Annotated in this window: 14 protein-coding genes; 4 read left to right on the top strand and 10 right to left on the bottom strand. The window is 51.7% G+C overall.

Annotated features, from left to right (window positions below):
• The first annotated feature begins 1 nt into the window (after nucleotide 1).
• The 3 genes from CI959_RS00935 (at nucleotide 2) to CI959_RS00920 (ending at nucleotide 4,069) form a co-directional block, all read left to right on the top strand.
• On the top strand, nucleotides 2-844 hold the full coding sequence (locus CI959_RS00935) for a hypothetical protein (RefSeq protein ID WP_005777197.1): 843 nt from the start codon (nucleotides 2-4) through the stop codon (nucleotides 842-844).
• A gap of 221 nt (nucleotides 845-1,065) precedes the next feature.
• Nucleotides 1,066-2,523, top strand: a complete 1,458-nt coding sequence (gene mobV, locus CI959_RS00925) for a MobV family relaxase (RefSeq protein ID WP_004289486.1) — start codon at nucleotides 1,066-1,068, stop codon at nucleotides 2,521-2,523.
• Between the two features lie 55 nt (nucleotides 2,524-2,578).
• Nucleotides 2,579-4,069: an OmpA family protein gene (locus CI959_RS00920; protein WP_004289485.1), complete on the top strand. Its 1,491-nt coding sequence runs from the start codon at nucleotides 2,579-2,581 to the stop codon at nucleotides 4,067-4,069.
• A 295-nt stretch (nucleotides 4,070-4,364) separates the two neighbouring features.
• Here the strand turns inward: CI959_RS00920 and CI959_RS00910 are convergent, their stop codons facing one another.
• From CI959_RS00910 to CI959_RS00875, 7 genes are all read right to left on the bottom strand, one after another.
• Nucleotides 4,365-7,397 (bottom strand): fimbrial protein, encoded by a 3,033-nt coding sequence (locus CI959_RS00910; protein ID WP_224200308.1) that lies wholly within the window; start codon nucleotides 7,395-7,397, stop codon nucleotides 4,365-4,367.
• Between the two features lie 24 nt (nucleotides 7,398-7,421).
• Nucleotides 7,422-8,468, bottom strand: a complete 1,047-nt coding sequence (locus CI959_RS00905; protein ID WP_004289482.1) for a FimB/Mfa2 family fimbrial subunit — start codon at nucleotides 8,466-8,468, stop codon at nucleotides 7,422-7,424.
• Nucleotides 8,469-8,503: 35 nt separating this feature from the next.
• Nucleotides 8,504-9,484, bottom strand: coding sequence for a fimbrillin family protein (locus CI959_RS00900; protein ID WP_224200307.1), 981 nt, complete (start codon nucleotides 9,482-9,484; stop codon nucleotides 8,504-8,506).
• A 271-nt stretch (nucleotides 9,485-9,755) separates the two neighbouring features.
• Nucleotides 9,756-10,850 carry a fimbrillin family protein gene (locus CI959_RS00895; RefSeq protein WP_004289480.1) on the bottom strand — a complete coding sequence of 365 codons (1,095 nt, stop codon included), beginning with the start codon at nucleotides 10,848-10,850 and terminating at the stop codon, nucleotides 9,756-9,758.
• A gap of 85 nt (nucleotides 10,851-10,935) precedes the next feature.
• On the bottom strand, nucleotides 10,936-11,961 hold the full coding sequence (locus CI959_RS00890; RefSeq protein WP_004289479.1) for a DUF5119 domain-containing protein: 1,026 nt from the start codon (nucleotides 11,959-11,961) through the stop codon (nucleotides 10,936-10,938).
• Nucleotides 11,958-13,220 (bottom strand): DUF3575 domain-containing protein, encoded by a 1,263-nt coding sequence (locus CI959_RS00885; protein WP_004289478.1) that lies wholly within the window; start codon nucleotides 13,218-13,220, stop codon nucleotides 11,958-11,960. Before CI959_RS00885 ends, CI959_RS00890 begins: the two co-directional genes overlap by 4 nt.
• A gap of 304 nt (nucleotides 13,221-13,524) precedes the next feature.
• Nucleotides 13,525-14,184: a recombinase family protein gene (locus CI959_RS00875; RefSeq protein WP_004289476.1), complete on the bottom strand. Its 660-nt coding sequence runs from the start codon at nucleotides 14,182-14,184 to the stop codon at nucleotides 13,525-13,527.
• A gap of 659 nt (nucleotides 14,185-14,843) precedes the next feature.
• Here CI959_RS00875 and CI959_RS00865 point away from each other — a divergent pair.
• The gene (locus CI959_RS00865; protein ID WP_004289474.1) at nucleotides 14,844-15,758 is read left to right on the top strand and encodes a hypothetical protein; all 915 of its coding nucleotides are present in this window, start codon (nucleotides 14,844-14,846) and stop codon (nucleotides 15,756-15,758) included.
• Between the two features lie 204 nt (nucleotides 15,759-15,962).
• On the opposite strand, the gene CI959_RS00860 is transcribed toward CI959_RS00865, so the two are convergent.
• The 3 genes from CI959_RS00860 to CI959_RS00850 are packed head-to-tail and all read right to left on the bottom strand — an operon-like array spanning nucleotide 15,963 to nucleotide 19,105.
• Entirely contained in the window at nucleotides 15,963-17,327 is a 1,365-nt protein-coding gene (locus tag CI959_RS00860; protein WP_004289473.1) for a WG repeat-containing protein, read from the bottom strand.
• A 12-nt stretch (nucleotides 17,328-17,339) separates the two neighbouring features.
• Entirely contained in the window at nucleotides 17,340-18,395 is a 1,056-nt protein-coding gene (locus CI959_RS00855) for an SH3 domain-containing protein (RefSeq protein ID WP_004289472.1), read from the bottom strand.
• Nucleotides 18,392-19,105 carry a hypothetical protein gene (locus tag CI959_RS00850; protein WP_224200305.1) on the bottom strand — a complete coding sequence of 238 codons (714 nt, stop codon included), beginning with the start codon at nucleotides 19,103-19,105 and terminating at the stop codon, nucleotides 18,392-18,394. The genes CI959_RS00855 and CI959_RS00850 overlap by 4 nt, the downstream gene beginning before the upstream one ends.
• Between the last annotated feature and the right edge of the window lie 19 nt (nucleotides 19,106-19,124).

Genomic DNA, 19,124 nt, shown 5'->3' with positions numbered 1-19,124 from the left:
AATGAGAAATAGAAATGAAGCGCCCGCCGCCATACTGGCGAACGTGGAAGTGTTCGACTACCTGAAAGAAAAAGTCGGCGAGCGGAAAACGAGAACGGAAGCCTACTGCGATTTGTTGGATAAATCGCTGGCAGGTTTCGTCTCCCCGTTTTTAAGAAGGCAGGACTACGACCTCTCTCCCTGCCAGTGCCATGTAACCGTTTCCGACCTTGCATCGGAGTGGCATTGGCATCGGGCTACTGTCCGCTCGTTTCTGGACACGCTCGAAGCGCTCGGACAGTTAGAACGCATCCGGCTGGCAAAAAGCGTCGTCATTACCATGCCCCTGCGGACCGGCACGCCTGCCATGCCGGACAGCGGACGGGAAGAAGCGGACTTTGCCACAAGAATACAGGAAGCATTGTACGACTGGATAATCGGCAAAGCAACCTCTTTCGATGTGGGTAAATCATGTGGACAAATCATGCGCCAGACCTTGACGGAGATAGCCGGACGGGACAGTCGTATCTATCCGGACAGTCATTCCGACACGGCATCGGCACAGACCGTCCGGTCGGAAGAACAGCTGTGTGAGACCGTCTTGGAATGTATTGCCCATGCCGCCCTCTGGCGGGTTCTGCGTAAATCGAGGTTCGACGACGGCTCGCCGCTCGTGCAGTTCTTCCGGCTCGACCTCAGCGGGGAATGGGCGGCGTTCATCGAGGCCTCGAAAGAGCTTGCAGAGCTTGTTATCGACGGAAAACCGGACGGGACAGGCTTCGGTACGGACGAAGAGACGGAACGCCTTGAATCGCTTCGCAAACCCTTTTTATCGCTTCTGGCGAAGGCGCAGGAGGAAAGCTGAACGGGGATTCGCGGACAGAGATTGTATAACCACGGGCAATTCTCCCCAGTTCAGGTTCAAATATCCTTCCAGTTATAGCAGGCATCCGGGCTTGCCCGTCTGCCACTGAACAAAGGGAAGGGGGAGCCTAATACCCCTGCTGACTGACGTCGCAGGGAGAAGTGTCCAAGCAAGCAGCAAGCTGGGACACGGGGAATTGTCCGAAACAACACGAAAACAGTATGGCAAATGCAAAACAGGTTCTCGATGTTCAGGTATCGAAAGGGATCACCGCCGCCCAAGGCAACGAACACCTGCGTAATCGCAGCGAAGAGGCGGAGAAGTACGCCATGAGCAAGGGCAACTACGACCCCACCCGCAAACATCTGAACTTCGAGATTGTGCCCGGAGGCAAGGTTCGCCCCATCGACACGAGCCGCAATATCCCGGAACGGATAGCGGACATATTGGGCCGTCGCGGGATCAAAGACCCCAACGAGGGATTGGTTGAACCGAAATACCGCACGGTGGTAAACATCATTTTCGGCGGTTCGCGGAAGCGGATGCACGAACTCGCTTTCGGCACGCAGAAGGTGGATTTTGAAAAAGGTGCGGACAATACCCGCATCAAAAGGAAGAGCGACATCGAACGTTGGGCGAAGGATGTCTATGCATTCGTTTGCGGCAGATACGGCGAGCAGAATATAGCCGCCTTCATTGTACACCTCGACGAATTAAATCCGCACGTGCATTGTACGCTTCTGCCAATCAAAGACGGGAGGTTTGCGTACAAGGAGATATTCGCCGGAAAGGACAAGTTCGAATATAGCGCGAGGATGAAACAGCTCCATACGGACTTTTTCGCCGAGGTCAACACGAAGTGGGGAATGGAGAGAGGCCGGAGCGTCGCCGAGACCGGCGCACGGCACAGGACGACGGAAGAATACCGCCGTATGCTCTCGGAAGAATGTACCACCATTGAGCAACAGATTGGCCGACATCAGGAAGTCCTGTCCGCCCTCCATTCGGACATTCGGCTGGCAGAGCGCAGAGTCAAAGGTTTGACCTCGATGGTGGAAAACTTGAAAAGGGAGAAGAGCGAAAAAGAGGCTCAATTGTCGGCACTCGAAAATGATATGGATACCCGGAAAGGTGATGCTTTGACCCTATCTGCCGAGAAAGAAAAGCTCGAAAAAGAGCTGACTGCTATCCAAGGGAAACTGGCAGACAAACAGGAGAAGCTACAAACCGCCGACCGACAGCTTTCCGACCTCAAGGCAAACATGGATGCCATTGAGGAACGCACGGAACAGCTCAAGGAGGAAGCCTACGAATACTCCCGTGATGTCCACTCCAAAGTGGACAGCCTACTCAAGGACGTCATGCTGGAAAATATGGTCGATGAGTGGAGGGAACTGTCGGCGCGGATGAAGCCTTCCGAACGGCAACTTTTCGACGACACACTCGTGCGTTCCGTGGCGGAACGGGGAGCGGAAGTCATGCGCTGCGCCACGATGCTCTTTCTCGGTATGGTCGATGATGCCACTACGTTTGCCGAAACACGTGGCGGAGGAGGTGGCGGAAGCGACCTCAAATGGGGACGTGATGAAGACGAGGACAACCGGGCATGGGCGCTTCGCTGCATGAGGATGGCGAGCCGCATGATGCGCCCTTCCATCGGCAAGAAGCCCAAGCGTTGAATGGCAAGGTTTATAATAAAGAATCAGATAAACAACAAATTAAGGATATAAGAATATGACGAAAAATATCATTTTCATTATTGCGGCGCTTTGTTCGCTGCAAGCCCGTGCGGATGTACAACCTACGGAAAGGGATACTGTACACCGCACGTACCGTTACGATGACACAGAACTGCTGCAGCCGTTACAGCCCTTATACCTTGACGGAGTGGTCGTTCCGGCACGGGGAAACGGCAATTGGTTTGTCAGTATCGCCGGAGGTGCGACAGCCTTTCTCGGCACGCCGCTCGGTTGCGAAGACCTGTTCGGGAGGTTGAAACCCTCGTACAGCCTTGCCCTCGGCAAGTGGTTTACCCCGTGGGTAGGTGCACGCATAAATTACAACGGGTTGCAGTTCAAGGACGGCACGCTGGCCGTGCAGGAGTACCATTATCTCCATGCGGATCTGCTGTGGAATGTGCTTGGCGGTAGCTATGTCCGGCAGAAACTGGTGCGCTGGCATCTGGCACCCTTTGCGGGTATCGGACTGCTGCACCATGCGACCAACGGGCATAACCCGTTTGCAATCTCCTACGGCATACAAGGGCAGTATCGCATTTCCAAAAGGGTAAGCGCCCTCATGGAACTCTCCGGTACGACCACCTTCCAAGACTTCGACGGGTATGGCAAGGCGAATCGGTTAGGCGACCACATGCTTTCACTCACTGCCGGATTCTCTTTCCATATCGGCAAGGTCGGCTGGAAACGGGCCATAGACCCAAGCCCCTATATCCGCCGCGATCGGCAGCTCGTCGATTATATCAATGTACTGTCGGAACAGAACAGCCGCTACGCGGGACAGCATGACAAGGATAGCCGGACGCTGGCCGAGCTGAAGAAGATACTGGAAATCGAAGGATTGCTCGACACGTACAGCCATTTCTTCGATGATGACGATGCTATCGAGCGCAAAGGTTATCCGAGGAACAATTACAGCGGGCTGAACTCCCTGCGGGCAAGGTTGAAGAACAAGCATTGGAACGGAAAATCACCATTGGAAGGACAAGCCCCGAATGGGAATGGCCGGGCAGACAGCCTGCAGCACTGGCCGGATAGCGTGCCTGGTCTCGGAACAGGACAGTTCGAGAATCTTCCCGACAGCACTTTGGCAGACTATGCCGTTCGGATGCAGTCCGGACGGGAATGCATCGGTGCTCCCATCTTCTTTTTCTTCGAACTCGGCACGTCGCACCTGACAGACCCCTCCCAATTGGTCAATCTCGACGAACTGGCACGGGTGGCAAAGAAATACGGTCTGAAAGTTAAAGTCACGGGAGCGGCCGATAGTGCGACCGGAACAATTGGTATCAACAATGCCTTGAGTGCTTCGAGAGCCGACTATATCGCCTCGGAGCTGAACAAGCGGGGTTTGTCGCCCGACAGGATGACCAAGACCGGCGAAGGTGGCATTTCCGATTACGCCCCCACGGAAGCCAACCGACATACAAGGGTGGAACTGTTCTTCGGCAAATGTGAAGAAAACGAATGTTCGTCCGTAAACAGGTAGAAAGCAAGAGAGTACCGATGATAAATATCGGTACTCTCTTTATTTGTTATGTGCTGTATCCCGGATTCTTTAAGCAGACCGTATCAGTTGTCCGGATTGAAATTCTTGTCGTAATCCAAAAGGAACTTTGCCAGTACAGGGTTGTTGTGGTCCACTTTCAACTTGCCGGTGTCCAGACGGCGAATTGCCTTTCTGTCTTCTTCCGTTAACTCGAAATCGAGATACAAGATAAAAGAAACGGTTCTGTCCCGATGATAGGAACGGAGCCGTTTCTTTTATCGACTGGCTTACTATGTTATTGTTCGTCTTTCACGCCGCGTACATACCCGCCGTCGGCATCTGAACTGGTCGCACCGTTGGAGTGGTCTTGGGCATTGAAACGGAAACCGCCGTTCTTGCCTGAAATGGAGCCGTCTCCGTCATAAGTTCCGCGGCTGAAGCTGGTATAGGTCATGTACATGGCTTTGCTCTCATGTCTGTAAAGAAGCCATCGACCCTCATACGTTTGCCATGCGTCATCGGGTAAGCGGGTACCCATGATAAGCAGCTCGCGCAAGTTGGGCACGCGATAGCCGCTCGGTGTAATAGAAGCGGTCTGATACCATCTCCAATCCTGAACGCCTTCCCAACTCCAACGATTTAGTGCATCCACATCTATGCTCGGTGTAGGATAGTCTGCGTCATTTGCCGCTACCCGGAACTTGGCATACGGTCGGTTATAAGGCGACAGGTCATTATGCGTGGGCAACGAACTGGCTTCATAGCTTAGGCGGCGTGCCTTCTCGCTAAGGTTGGAGACATCAATCAGGTAGGTACCGTCGGGTTCGGCCTGTGTCACTTTGGGAATGAGTGGTGTGGGTTCAACATTCGGATCGTCAAGACCGATACCGAGGTTGCGTATGCAACGGTAGGCATATTGTCCGCCCACGGTGTTGTGCGAGCCGTCGTAGTTACCCAATGCGGCACATTCTTCTGCCCACAACACCCACGAATGGTCGCCGTCAGCGGAACTACTGGTATAGTGCCAATAGGTCTGGTAATCCCTGTCCGCGGGATTTTGGGGATAGAGGCGCGAAGCGTCGTCCAGCGCATATTCGCCGATATAGAGATCCACGAGCTGGTCGATGGCGGCCAGATACCAGCGTATTTCGTTAGGCTGCACGATGTTGTCGCCGTTCAGGTCGCGGTTACGCAACAGCACAGCGTGCAGGGCGTCTTGGTGGTCATCGGTCAGACCGTAGTGCTCGGAGGGGTTGAGCACCTCCGTCCAATGCAGGGATCTGTTGGATACATAGTTTTCGCCCAGAATACAACGTATGGTATTGAGCCGGCCGTTGCTGGAGGAAGTACTGTTTCTCACGTCACCTTCCTTCCAACGCGTGCCCTCCATGCGGCTTTCAAGCCCCCATGCGGTGGACAATTCATTCTCGCTCTTTTTCACGTTGTACACCGTGCGTATGGACTTCTGCTTGAAAGTCTGTATGGCTTCCACCACGCTCGACGCGCCATCGGGACTGTAATGCGAGTTGTCTCCGTTGATAAAATAGAGCAGGCGGTCTTCGGCCTCCACGTATCGGCGCCACTGCGACAAAAGCGGGGTATTGTCCTCGTCTGTATTGGGGTCATCCGGCTCGCGCACGTACACGTACTCGTCGATGAAAGCGGTAACGGTAACCGTACCGGTGGTCTTTCCTTCCTCGTACTCCTGCTTCAGGCGTTGCAGCAACTGGTGTACGTCGAGTAGGCGGGCGTCAGAATGGCCCGCATGTCCGTCATACCCCGAAGGTTGGTTCTTTCCGCCCTTGTAGTTCTGGTCACCGGGGTATTTCACGAACAGCTCGTCGTCTTGGCCATAGTCCTCGTTGATGGCGAACTTGATCCACTTGTAGTCATGGATACCTGTACTTTCCGGACTGTCCGTTTCGCCGAAACCGCCCGCATAGATGGCCTTGTCGAAAGCTGTCTGCACGCCCCATGTCATGGTTGGAACCATGCTTCGGTTTATCGTAATGAGCTCGCGGTCGTAGTGTGCATCCAGCTCGTACAGCCCATCTTGACTGAATATCACGTTGCCTTCGTAGCCGGGCCTCTGTTCGTTCTCCTCCCCATCGGACTCCACTTCAAGCCGTATATCGTTGATACCACGCAGGGTGACGGTGTAGATGTAGCGGGTATTGCGGCGGGTGTCGTAGTCGTTGGGGTTGCCGTCGGCGTAGCCCAGATGTACGGTGAAGGTCACGTCGGCATTGACGGTATTGCCTTTGTCATCCTTATAGGACAGTGTGCCGGACATTTCCACGTAGGTGGCGTTGGCGGGGGCGTAGGCAAAGTCGCCGTTCTCGAACTGCTGACCGGGTTTGTCCGTATAGTCGCCCGTGTTTTTGTGTTCGCGTTCCTCGCGTAGGGCGTACTGTTCCGCAGCGCTAAGCCCTTCGCCGGAGATGGCCTGTTTGGGAGTCTTGCGGTTTTCCGGCATGTAGAACACGAAGCCACCGGAAGTGTAGAGGTAATTGTCATCCCGCTCGGTAGTCTCGAAAGGCATCTCCTCGGTTGTGAAGTAGGTGCAACCGTCACCATCGGCATCGCCTGTCCCGTGGGGCAGCAGCAACGACTGGGCCGGCACGTTCACCACCCGCCAGCCGCGCGGACGGAAGTCAAGTGCCGTCCAGTTCTTATCGGAGGGTTTCTCGGTTTTCACCACGAACTCCACCCTCGCGTCCGTCCGCTCGGGCCGCAGCGTACACTCCAGCGAGGCGGGACCGCTTTCCGTACCGGGAATGTTGACAAGGTTGCTCGTGGAATTTTTATCATCGTAAGCATAGCCTGTCATCATGAACTGCGTGGAGCGTTCCACGGTATGCTCGTCCATCTTCATTACGAAGGCTTCGAGGTCTGACCGCGATGTTATAGACTCCATGTCCGATTTTTTGACATCATAGCCGGAACTTACGGATTCAGTAGATAGATTGGCGATGCAGACTATCTGTACCTTGTTCAGAGAGGTGGTCTCTATCATGACGGAACCTTTGCTGTAGTCTCCGTTATAGCTGATGTCGTCAGTAAAGAAATTGCGGTAATGCACCTCCCCGGCGGGGTTGAAGATGAACACGTAGAGGTTGTTCACACGGTTCTCGTAGGTAGCGTCCTGCGCGGCACGGGTCTCCACGCAGCTCTTCTCGGACCGGAAGTCCAGCATTACACGTGCGGGAAGCCCCTCTGCCACGCGGGCACGCTCCTCGAACAACGGGTCCTCGGTACACGAGTACAGTCCTACCGCCAGCAGCATGGCCGCCAGCAAGGTCAATATGTTTTTATGTCTTGTTCTCATAACTCAAATGACATGCAGTTTCGTTTAATTGAACGGGGGAACGGTTATCTCTTCCGTATCCCAGTCCTTTACTTCAAATTTTAGCGTGAGGTTGGCCTCCGAACTGAGTGTGGCGTGTATGTTCACTTGCTTGTTACGGGCGATAGAGTTCAGAGCGCCGCCGTATTCGTTGATGAAAGGTATGGCGTCATAGGGAGCTGTACTTGTGGTGAAACCGATGGTATATGGCGAGTTCTTGCTTGCATCCGTCCATGCGTATGAGGGATAGATGTAAAGGGCCAGCGTCTTGCTGCCGTAACCTCCGATTTCGACAGAGAGGCTCTCGTAGTTTTGAACATCATACTCCGTGTCGTCGGGAACGTCAAGGGTCTGCTCGCGGAACAGGTAGAGCCGGTCGCCGAAGAACTCGCCGAAAGTCATGGAAGTGATGGTAATCGGGTGGCTCAGCGTGTTGTTCATAATGACGTTGAGCTTGGCCACGGAGCGCTCCAGTTCCACTTCGATGGTCTGCGGCGTGCCGTCGGATGGAATTATCTGCACATCGCGATGCCAGCTCATGGGTAGGCCGTGTTGTGCGATTTCCTGCTCCGTAAAGCGTTTTGGGAAGTGCGTGCGGTGTTCATCCATCACCAAAGCTTTTTTGGTGTTGCCGACCTGCACGAGGTTGTCCTCGAAGTCTGCCATGTCGGAATAGTCCTTGCCGAGGGCGGCCTCGTTGGCCACGGCATAGATGTCCACAGTACCTACCGGCACACCCTCGATGGTGACACTGCCGCCGGAGAGGTCGGCTTCCTTGAACTGTTTGTTGATGACAGGTTTGTCCTGCGAGAATACCAATATGCGCAAGGTGTTTATCTTCTCTTCAGCGGCCTTGTACTCCTCGTCCGTGGTGTGCGTGGAACGTATATCGGCCATTGGTACGTGCAGGGTAACGGAGGCTGTGCGTCCGTCGGGTATCCATTCGTCCACTCGGTCCGTGCAGCCGGCCAACAGGCTGGCAGCCCATGCGAGGGCGGCTGGCAGAAGCAGGGAGAAAGGATGCGGTAAATATCGTTTTATATATGCTTTCATACACCGTATGTATTGTTGTCTATAAATTTCTCATTTTATTGCCATGACACGGAGGTGTCCTGTTCATCCCAGTCGAGAACCTTCACGTTGATTGCGAGCGAAGCGGCCGAAACGGTCAGGGTGTAGGCATATTGGCTGCCTGCATCCCATTGTTTCGCATTCCCGCCAGAGAGGTTGACCGTGGAATTCCGGTCGGCGGTCTCGCCCTCGAAACGGTAGCTCACGGCGATTTCGGTACCAGTCAGGTCGGTGTGCGGGAGTAACAGCACGTCGCCCAGCATGTTGCGGGTCTCGCCGGCTGTGATGGAAATATCCTTTGCGGCCAACAGGGCATCGCTGTCGTTTGTCTTGGCGGTGTTGCTCCACGAGCTTCCACCGGAGGCATTCCAAGTAAGGTCGCCTTTGTAAGTCACGCCGTTCACTTTGAAGGAAGTAACCGTTACACCGCGCCCCACGGCCCTGATATTGAAGGCCAGCCTTGTGAGCCGATGGGAGAATTTGAAGCTGACAGATTCGGGGGCTTTGTCTGCCTCGATTACTATATTTGTTCGTTCCGCCGTCATCAGGTCGTGCCCTTTCGTGGCGACGAAGTTCTTGACGGTAAAGGTGCCGTCCGTGCAGGCGACGGACACGGCATCGCCCAGCGTTCCGGTGGACGGATAGAGGGCGTAGAAGTCGTAGGTGTTGCCCGACTGCCAGTACAGCAGGCCGCCTCCGTAGGTCCAGCCTGTACCGGAACCGTAGGTCACGGTCGTGTTGTCGAATATCTGCACGTCGTTGTCCGTGCCGCTGGTGTGGCGGTAGCTGCCCCACACGCTGAACGACTGGCCGTCGGTGTTCAGGTCGTCCGCACTCCCGATGGCGGAGCGTGTCAGCGTGGGTAGCGAAAAACGTATCGCCCCGCTGTCTCCGGCTGTCTCCATGTCCTGCACCACGCTTTCCGTGCAGGAAGCCGCTGACAACAGCACCGTCGCCAGCAGGGGCAGGATTCCGAGGGTGTTCTTTCTTCTGTTCATATATCTCATCATATAAAGGTTATTCCGTTCTTGCAGGAAAGCTGCATGTGTGCGGTCTGTCCTGTATCATTGTGGCCGGGAAGGGAACATTCAACCCCGCCCGGCCTGTATTCTTCGGTCCGATTGGCCTAACCGGCCGAGCTGCGTATCTCGTTTCGCTGAGTTAAGTTTCTCGTCATGGTGAGTTGCTCAACTCGCCGCGCTGAGTTGCTCAACTCACGGAAGTGGGTCGCGCAACTCACGGAAACGGATTGGCTGGTACGGTAAGCGTTTAGTTCTTTTTATCAGTCAAATTAAGGTCATCACCCGGCGTAGTATCTTTCCACTTATCTACGGTTACATCAAACTTGATAGGCTTGGCGTTCGGGTCGGTGTTGATGTCTTCCATCTTCAGCTCTGCCGTGTAGTTGTAGTAGTACCCGGCTGTCCATGTGTTCTTCTGCAAGCTGGTTTCGCTGTTGCTCGGATTGTAGCTCAATGTGGCACTGAAATCCTGCTGTCCTATCGTTTCTTGGGCAGCGTTCTTTACCACTGCGGTGAATTGGACGCTCAACGTGCCGCAGGTCTGCGGAATAACGAACAGCGGTGCGCATGTCTGGCTGAAGTATCCCTGTTCGTTGGCAGCGTCGGCAGTCACGTCGGTGATGTTGTCGAAAGTGTATGTGCCCGTAGTGTTTGAGAGCTGGTCAGTACTCCACGTGATTGTGCCTTCGTTGGCCTTGTGGTACGTTCCCGTGGACTTGGTCGTTGCGCTCTCTATCCGTAGGTTGTTCACAGCCACGGTGTAGGTGTTGGCCATCTTGGTCTTGAACGTGAAGGTCAGCTTGGACAGCATGTGCCGGAACGTCATGCTTACTTTCGGGGCTTCGCCCGACGCTGTGCCGTCCCATGTGTAGTTGGACTCGTTGCCCATTGCGGCTACGAGGTCGTTCTTCCCGTCCGTGCTGTACGCCGTGAAAGTCAGCAGGCCGGAGGTCGATCCTCCGCTCTGCGAGCCCGCATCGTAGCTGACAATCGACTTGTTAAGCTGGCTTTCCCCGTTGGCATAGCCCGCAAAGCGGAATTCCTTGTTTTTTTCCCAGTAGTAGGTGTTTATGGGTAGCCATTCGTTGTCGCCTGCTTTGCTCACCTGCACGTTGGTAAAGGCGTCTGCCCAGTTCTGGTCGCCTGTGCCTTTGTTCTGTGCGAATACCCAGAACTTCTGGAAATTTTGTGATGTGACATCACCGGAACGGGTGGTCTTGTCCACAAAAGTTGTAAACTCGATGGGCTGGTTGGCGTATTCGGCCACGTCCATCACTTCCTGATTGCTACAGCCGGAGAACACCGCTGCGGCGACTCCCAGCAAAAATAAACTCTTTTTCATGATGCAAAAGCTTAAATTAAAAATACATTATTGTTTGGTTAATCATTTAGTTATCAATACATCTGTTTTATACAGGTCACCCTTCTTACAATGGCAGGGGGATGTCGATGTAATCGCCCCATCCCTCCACGTCGATGTCGAAACCGCTGTCGAAGCCTGCCGCACCTTCCTCGTCGGTGATGACAAGGCCGTCGGAGACGATAATCACGCCGCCACGGGGCTGGGCCTTCACTTGGTCCGTCACATCGAACTCGAAGGTCTTCATCGCGCCGTTGTGCAGACGCACTTCGAGATTGAGGTGGTAGGAGCGTTCCGTGGTGCGGGTGCCGTCGCCGTAGTGGTCGCCGGGGTAGTCGGGAATGCCGAAGGATTTCACTGTGGCCTCCGGACCGTAGTCACGCAGGGTACAGTCGAACATCACGGTAGCCGCTTCCGGTCCGGTGTGTCCGTCGTTCAGATAGACGCTCTCGGCCATGCCTGCCAATGCTCCGCGTGCGAGGGCCACGTACTGAAACCCCTGTTGGAACTCGTAGCGCACGAGGTAGGTATAGGTGAGCGGCTGCAAACGCACGGGCAGACCGACAGTCTCCTGCGTGGGCAGGGCCTCGTAGCTGCCTATGTATGCGCCGTAAAGCATGTCGGGCTGGTTCACGGTACGTTCCCCCGCGTGCAGGGCTTCGAAAGCCCCCCGCGTCAGGCTACGGGTGGTGGCACTTGCGGAAGCCAGTGCGGCGATGTCGTTGAAGACGATGTATTCCGTGTCATTGTTGTAGAACAACAGGTCGTGCGTACCTTCGTTCATATAAAGACGGCCTCCTTCGGGCGACAGGTTGCCCTCGTTCTCGGCGGTGCCGCCGGTATAGATGCGTGCACGGATGCCGGTGGGCACGTCGGGGCGAAGGTCGTCATAGCGTTGGGGCCATGCAGGGTTCCACACGGACTGCCAGTCGGTCTGGTAGCTGCGTTCCCATTCCTGCTCCCACGTGGCGGTGAGGTTTACCTGAACGGAGAAAGCATGGTCGGGGTGGTCGTAACAGAGATCCTTTCGGCAACCGCCCAACAACAGAAGCGTGGCGGCGTATAATGCCATATATAGCGGTGTGCGTCTCATCGTGCGCCTCCTTTCTTCTTATCCGTGTCCCACAAACGCCAAACGAGCGTCAGTTTCAACTTCAGCGGCCCGAAGTAGTCCAGCTTGCTGGTCTGCCGATAGACGTAATGTGTGCCGCCCAGATAAGGTATCGGGTCGTACACCTCATACTTGCTGTGCATGTACCCCACGCCGATACCGGCTTCTAAGGAGAGCCGCCGTCCGATGGGGAACATGTAGCCGTAGCTGACTCCGACCATTTCGGCTTCGCCCTGATAGCCCTCCTTGCCGTTTTCGAGGTCGTACCACGTGAAGCCTCCGAACACGCCGAGGTAGTGGCCGTGCCACGGGCTGCCTTGCTTTTGCCCGAACCACCAGCGTCCCTCCGGGCTGATTGTTGCCACTTGATAATACCTGTGCTTGCCGTCGTTCTTCCACCATGCCATCTCGCCTTCAAGGTTCACCGTCCAGCGGTCGGCGATGCGGTACTCTACTTCGAGCGAGGGCATCAGTATCGCATCGTAAAGCAGGTTGGTCTTGATGGCCAGTCGCTGCACCATCGCTCTCTGAGGTTGCACGGTCGCTTCCTGCCGCACCGTTGCTGGTTCGGAGGTCGTTTCCGCCACGCTATCGGGTTGCAGGACCGGTTCCGGTTCTTTCACTTCCGACTCTTTTTGGGGAATGACTTTTACAGGCGGTTCGGGTTTCCGGTAGCAGACCACCGAAAGGCTGGAGCGTAAATCTGGGAAGAAGTTCTCCAGCATGTAGGTGTACGGCATACCGCCGCGCAGGTCCATGAGCTGCTTTTTTCGTCCGTCCACTACGCGACCCGCCTTGTCGAACACCCATACCGGTGTATGGTCGAGGATGTGCAATACCTCTTTTTTATAGAGCATATCCGATGCGGCGACCATCCGGCGCAACATATCCCATGCGATGCCCTCGCCATGTATACAGACCAAGTTGTCGGGAATTTCGGCGTGGCGCACGAGATAGGTTTTCAGGGAATCGGCCCTGCGATCTGACAACACCTCGTTGAGATGGTTCACACCTTCGGGCGATGACCACGAACGTACCACAACGCCTTCAAGTCGGTTCGCCCCGTATTCTTCGCGTAGAATGCGGATAAAACGCTCCAATTCCGCGCGATTATCCCTGAAGAGCACGTCCACTTCTCTGTGGCCCTGCCGGTAATAGATACGGACCGAGTCCAACTCTTGTGCATGAACATACCCGCCGCAGAACAAGAGAAATAATAACAGTATTCGTTTCATTGTCATAGTCTATGCCTATTTATATATCAGCTATTTATTCAATTCTCTCGTGCCATGCCTTTTCATTTAAAGGCAAAAAAACACCAAACCAACAAATAATCAGCCTGATAACTGTCTGTTATGCCGATTTATTTGTTCATTAAAAAAGCTATCGAAAAAAGGTCGTATTATTCGGACACTCCGGGAAAATTCGCCCTACTCAAAGAGCTGAAACGCAATTTTTTGCAGATTTTTGTTGTGGATAGCTCATGTTTTTGTAATTTTGTGGCTGAAAACGAACGATTTAACCAACGATTTAACCAACGTAAAATCATACCGTCCGTTTTTGTGACATTCCTTTTCGTCTTATCTCTTTTTCTTTCATGGCTTTATCTATTTCTTTATAGCGGCTGCGGAATTTCAGAAATGTATCTCGCGAGATGTTGAAACGCCTACATATATCGGCAATCGTGCAGTCCCGTTTCAACATGCCGACGACGACTTTCCGGTTTTCGATCAGCACATTCATTTTCGTGTAGCTGCCTTTTTTTCGTCCGAGGACGACACCCTCGGCTTTCCGCAGGGCGAGCGCCTCTTTGGTGCGCATCGAAATTAGATTGCGTTCAATCTCCGCTACCAAGCCGAAAGCGAAGCAGAGCACCTTGCTGTTGATGGAGTTGTCAAACGAATACCCCTCCTTGGTCGTGTAAAGGTTGATTCCTTTCTCCAGACATTTGCCCATGATGGCCATGAGGTCCGTTAGCGTGCGGCTTAGACGCGATATTTCTGTGACAATCAGCGTGTCGCCATGCTTCATGCGCCGTATCAGCCCTCCTAATTTGCGGTCGCACTCCTTCTTCTTGCCGCTGGCGACCTCCGTTACCCATTGGCTGACGGAAAGATTTCTACTGTCGGCGAAACGCCGGATCTCGTCTTGCTGGTTAGCCGGATTCTGTTTGCCCGTACTGACCCTTAAATAACCTATTATCATAGTCCTTAATTATTTTACGGGAGCGACATTGCTCCCGTCCGGTATAAATAAGGCATGATGGTTCGATATGAAAGGATTTTGTATATAATTGTAGGCGTAACATCTTATTTTACAATTATTTTATATCTTTCCGCTATACCCTTTTCCCTTTTCTTCCCGTTAACATTCTCTCGCCGGTTGGATTTTTCCATGCAAAGGTACAGCAGTCGTCCGGCGTCAAGCACCGCCATGCTAACGGCTCGTGGATTTGCCCGGCAGCCTTCCCAAATCAGAGATGTCCTTTCAGTCCCCCGCCATGTCGTACCTGTCGGGTTGGGTATTCCGTGAAATCCCCGGTCGTTTGCTTGCCTTTCCGTCCTTTCCCTACTGTCTGACTTGCATGTAAAATCTCTCCCGGCAAGGAAAGCCGAAAAGCTTCCGAAGAGAGGGAAAAGAAAAACGATGTTTAATTTAACTTTTATGTATTATGCGTACAAATGTTAGTCAAATTACGGACAGGAAAATTTGGGACGGATAGGAAGTGTCTCCGAATGCTATGCTTTAAGCAGAATTTGGACAAACTGTTTGGTTGAAAAGGAATTGCAGCTGTTGGTAGAACCTTATCGACAAGTTCAAAATAGCGGATAGAAGGATATATTAATTTTTAATCTTATCAAAATATGAGTATAATATGTACACGATGTGGCGGCACGCAGGTAGTATGCGAAGCCACGATAAACCCCAACACTAAAGTGATAACGGAAATTTCCGACGATTCTTTGCAATTCGGCCGGTGCGAAACTTGTAAGGTACGAAGCGTCCTGACGGATGTAGAGAAGACAAAGGCCGCCATCAAGAGCGGATTTGCCGGATTTGTCGAGGCAAACGGCAGGAATCCCCATTATGCAAGCTGTCGGATAGTATGGAAGTACACCAACGATTCCGAAGACGTAAAAATCCGGCTGCTGGAAAGCGGTGAAAGTATTGGAAACGACATGTTCTTCTCCTGCAACAGCCTCCATGCCCTCGAATCTCTGGCGAAGTTCGGAAAAGAACCGTTCATCGTAACGGAATGTTACGGGTTCAAGACCTTTACAGAAGAGGAAATCTCCGATGAAAAAGCGTATGAATACGAGTTCGGAGACGAGAAAATCGTTGTTACAGGTAAAGAAGTACGTGCATTTTACTCGGAAGTATATAGGCTGACGGCACAGGACATCGAACAGTTTGCAGCCTATAATACGGCAAAACGCAAGTATTATCGGAAAAATGATTGTCAGCTTACCCCGGAGTTTGTCCGACGGCTGCTTGATGAAGAACATTTGATGAAAGCAGGTGAATCCGACAGTTTCACGATTCAGTTGTTCTTCCTGTGGTATGTGCGGATTCGGAGAGAACCTGAAAATCTTGCACCGTTCAAATACGCTTTGGAAGCCTGTTGCTTGGATAATGTACAGACTTTCAGTCGCCGATACATCACGCTCGAAAAAGCATTGCTTCATTGCCTGAACGGTTTCAATGAGAATGCGGTCATTCCGAACCGTTACCAATCCCTGCAAAACTATTTTTGCAGACATACACATGGCAAACGCTAATCCCCGGCAGAGGATTGTCTTGCAGTACAAGTCTCCGATCCTGTAAAACAGGTTTCGGAGACTTTATTCTGCACGGTCATTTCTCCGGTTGTCTTTCTATGTCGGCAGCTTCCTTGTTTAAGCCGGTACTCTATTCCTTTTATATTCAGCCGAATTATTTTTTATTCTATGATTTTTATTATAATTGTGTATACTTTAATGTTGCTATTCATTCAATTTTACCCACTTTCGCTGGTTAGTACCAGACTCCATGACAAGACATTTTCCGTTTTCTATCATGTAAATGTGGATATATTGGCAAGGGACAACCTCTTTTCCCTGCCGGTTGACAACACCGTTCCGGTACGTGTATTTGGCGACAGCTTTGACCGCTTCGGCATACTGGCCGCCACCCAAGTTGAAGCTTTCAATGCGGACATATCTGTCACAAGGAATAACCAACTTGGCTTCTTCTACGGTAGCACGTCCGGCAAAACCATCCTTTCCGCTTCCTTTGATATAAAGTTTCAGCCAATCGTCATATACATACATTTCATCATAGATTGGTTCGAGCACAATATTTCCGTCCGGGTCTATCATGCCATATTTCCCATCAAGGGAAACTTTGAGCAGGTTGTCCCTATATTGCTCTATTTTGTTATAAACTTGGGATGTGACTTGCTTGCCTGTCCGGTTATCCACCAGATAACAAAGACCGTCTTTATAAAGCGCATACCTGTTTCCCGGCAGCGTTCTCGAATAGTCGTATATGGGCGGAATGACCTCTTTTCCGTTCGAGTCAATGTAGCCAACCTTGTCGTTGAGAATGACATGGGCAAGGTTTCCGTCTGTAAACGCACCTATTTTCTCGTATTTGCATGGTGTCAGTACATTGCCTTCAAAGTCCATCAGACCGTATCTGGAATTATACGAGATGCGGTAATAGGGAGTGTCGTCTTTTGTGCGCAGCACTATCAGGGGCTTGCCTTCTTTATCCTCTATGGTATAGTAACCGTATTGGCAGGGCAGAATCATTTGTTTCTGCGCATTGAGGAAACCCTCCCTGCCGGCTTGGTTAACAACGAATAGCCCGCTTTTCAGTTGTTCTATTTTATCGTATTCAAACGGCACGAGCACTTTACCCTCCGTATCGATGATGCCTGTCTTTCCGTTCTTTACCGCATAGGCTTCGTGTGAGGCAAACGGCGTGATACGTTCATAAATACAGGGAATGATTTCCCTGTTTTCCTTGTCGATGAAACCATACAGTTCCTCTTTTGCCACCAATGCCCTGCCTTGGAGGAAGTAAGCAGCCTGAGTATATTGTAGCGGGATGACGATTTCTCCTTTACGGTCTATGTACCCAAAGTACCTGCCCACTTGCACTACTGCCAAATCTTCGGAAAATTCTTCGGCATAATCGTATTTGCCTTCTATACATTCCTTGCCTTTTTCATCGACATAGCCGAATTTCCCGTTTTCGCAACGGTGCGGTATAAGGGTAGATGGTGGTTGACTGTTACATGACACTATGAGCATAAGCGGAACAGCCAAGAATAAATGTTTGAGCATACTTCTGATCGTTTTCATAATGGACGATGTTTAATTTATTCTGATATATTGAGAATCCTCCTTTCGCCACGTCTTGCCTGAACCTGTTACATCTTTGTAGATTCCAAAGCCATGTTCGTAGGCTTCATACGTACCGTCATAATCTTCAATTATGATATTTCCGCGACTTCCATTGCTCCCTCCACTGCCGGAGAATGCTGCCAGCCCCAGCCACAGTAAAGCTCCAAGTATCAAGGTGCTCAACATTCCAAGAAAAGAAATTCCCAAACCAAAAGCAAACACCGTGAACGAAAGGCTCATCCAAATACCACAATCTCTTAACAAATAGAGCAATACTGCCATATAGGCAACGAAAGCAAGTACGAAATGCCAAGTCTCGTTAAAGAACGGAGTTTCTGGCGAATCAGGGGTGATACTGTCGTATCTATTGTAATTAAAAATACCTAAGAACAGGATTACTCCTACAATGATAAAGATACCAAACAGAAGTTTTCTCCAAAAGCCATCGAAAAGACTGCCCGTAAACTCCCGGTAAATAGTGTACTGGAAGAACAGGATGCCAATAGCTACAAAAAAATTGATAATAGTAAATATCCATCCTACATCCGAAGGGTCGCAGAACCAGACGAGTGCGCTGTCACTCCCAGCTCCGAACATGAACAGTTCAGCCCCGCCCCATAAAAGGCAACCTGCGTGGAACAACGATCTGGTATCTGTACGTAGTCCGATGAAGGCAATGACGGCAAACAGCAATATGGCAAAAGGGGTATAATGCCGGAGTTCGGAAAGACCGACTGTGGAGTAAGATGTTCCAGCCGGAGCAGCCAGAGTGGAGAAAGGCTCAAGGTATTGTTCATGCACATAGCCCGTGCGACCGTCATTCAAAGACACTTGTGCCCAATCATCTTCGCACGCCGTCACCTGCACGAGATCTCCATTGGACAACGATCCGATTTTAGCCCCACCCGGTGCATTGCGCACATTGAGCGTGGAGTTAACGTTTACCCGATATAGACCGGGAGCAATGGCGGCAAAAGCGGTCATCGCAAAAAGGACTACCGCCAGTATTAATAAAAATCTTCTCATGGCAAAACGAACGGTTTATCAAATGACGACTGGCGCAATCTCCATAAGACTGCCGCACATAATGCAATCCAACACAGGTCGATGGCAATATACCCGCATGGCAGCAGAAACATGTTCAGCAGGATAGATACCACCATAACTGTCGCACCCGCAATGCCTAATACTTTGTCTTTCTTAAACAGTAAGGCAAAGACAATGGCAAATGCCAAGAAAGCTGCCCAAAGCGCCCAATTACCGTAATAATTCAAATCGTTCATCCAATTCCGATTATTCCCTACACGGGACGAAAGCAGAAGCCACATAAAAGGATAATCAGACTTGCCTTCCGTTTCCCAATAATTCTCCAAAGAACGGTACATTTCATCTCCGTCAAAACTGGATACCATATACAAGTCGTAAACGGTATTCACCAAAATCGGAACGAGACTGACACACCACAGCACAAAAGCCGTTTCGCCCAGCCACTTGTTTACGTGTACTTTCACTTTGGCGAAGAAAAGCGTCGTGAAGAAATAAAAGCAAACTGTGTAAGGAAAGTTAAGCCACACATAAAGAGGATATAGGGTAGTCGTGCTGTTTCCTCCGAACTCACTATACCAACCAACCTTTACCATTTCATCCTTACCGAAACCGGACAGGAACATCAGATTGACTAACAGCACATACGCCGTAGCCAGCAGCATTGCGGTTACAATTGTTTTCGTTTTCATATCCATAAGTTTTAGCTGT

This window comes from Parabacteroides sp. AT13, from assembly GCF_002272965.1.
GTDB classification, from domain to species: domain Bacteria; phylum Bacteroidota; class Bacteroidia; order Bacteroidales; family Tannerellaceae; genus Parabacteroides; species Parabacteroides distasonis.
This window is presented reverse-complemented; position numbering and strand designations above follow the sequence as displayed.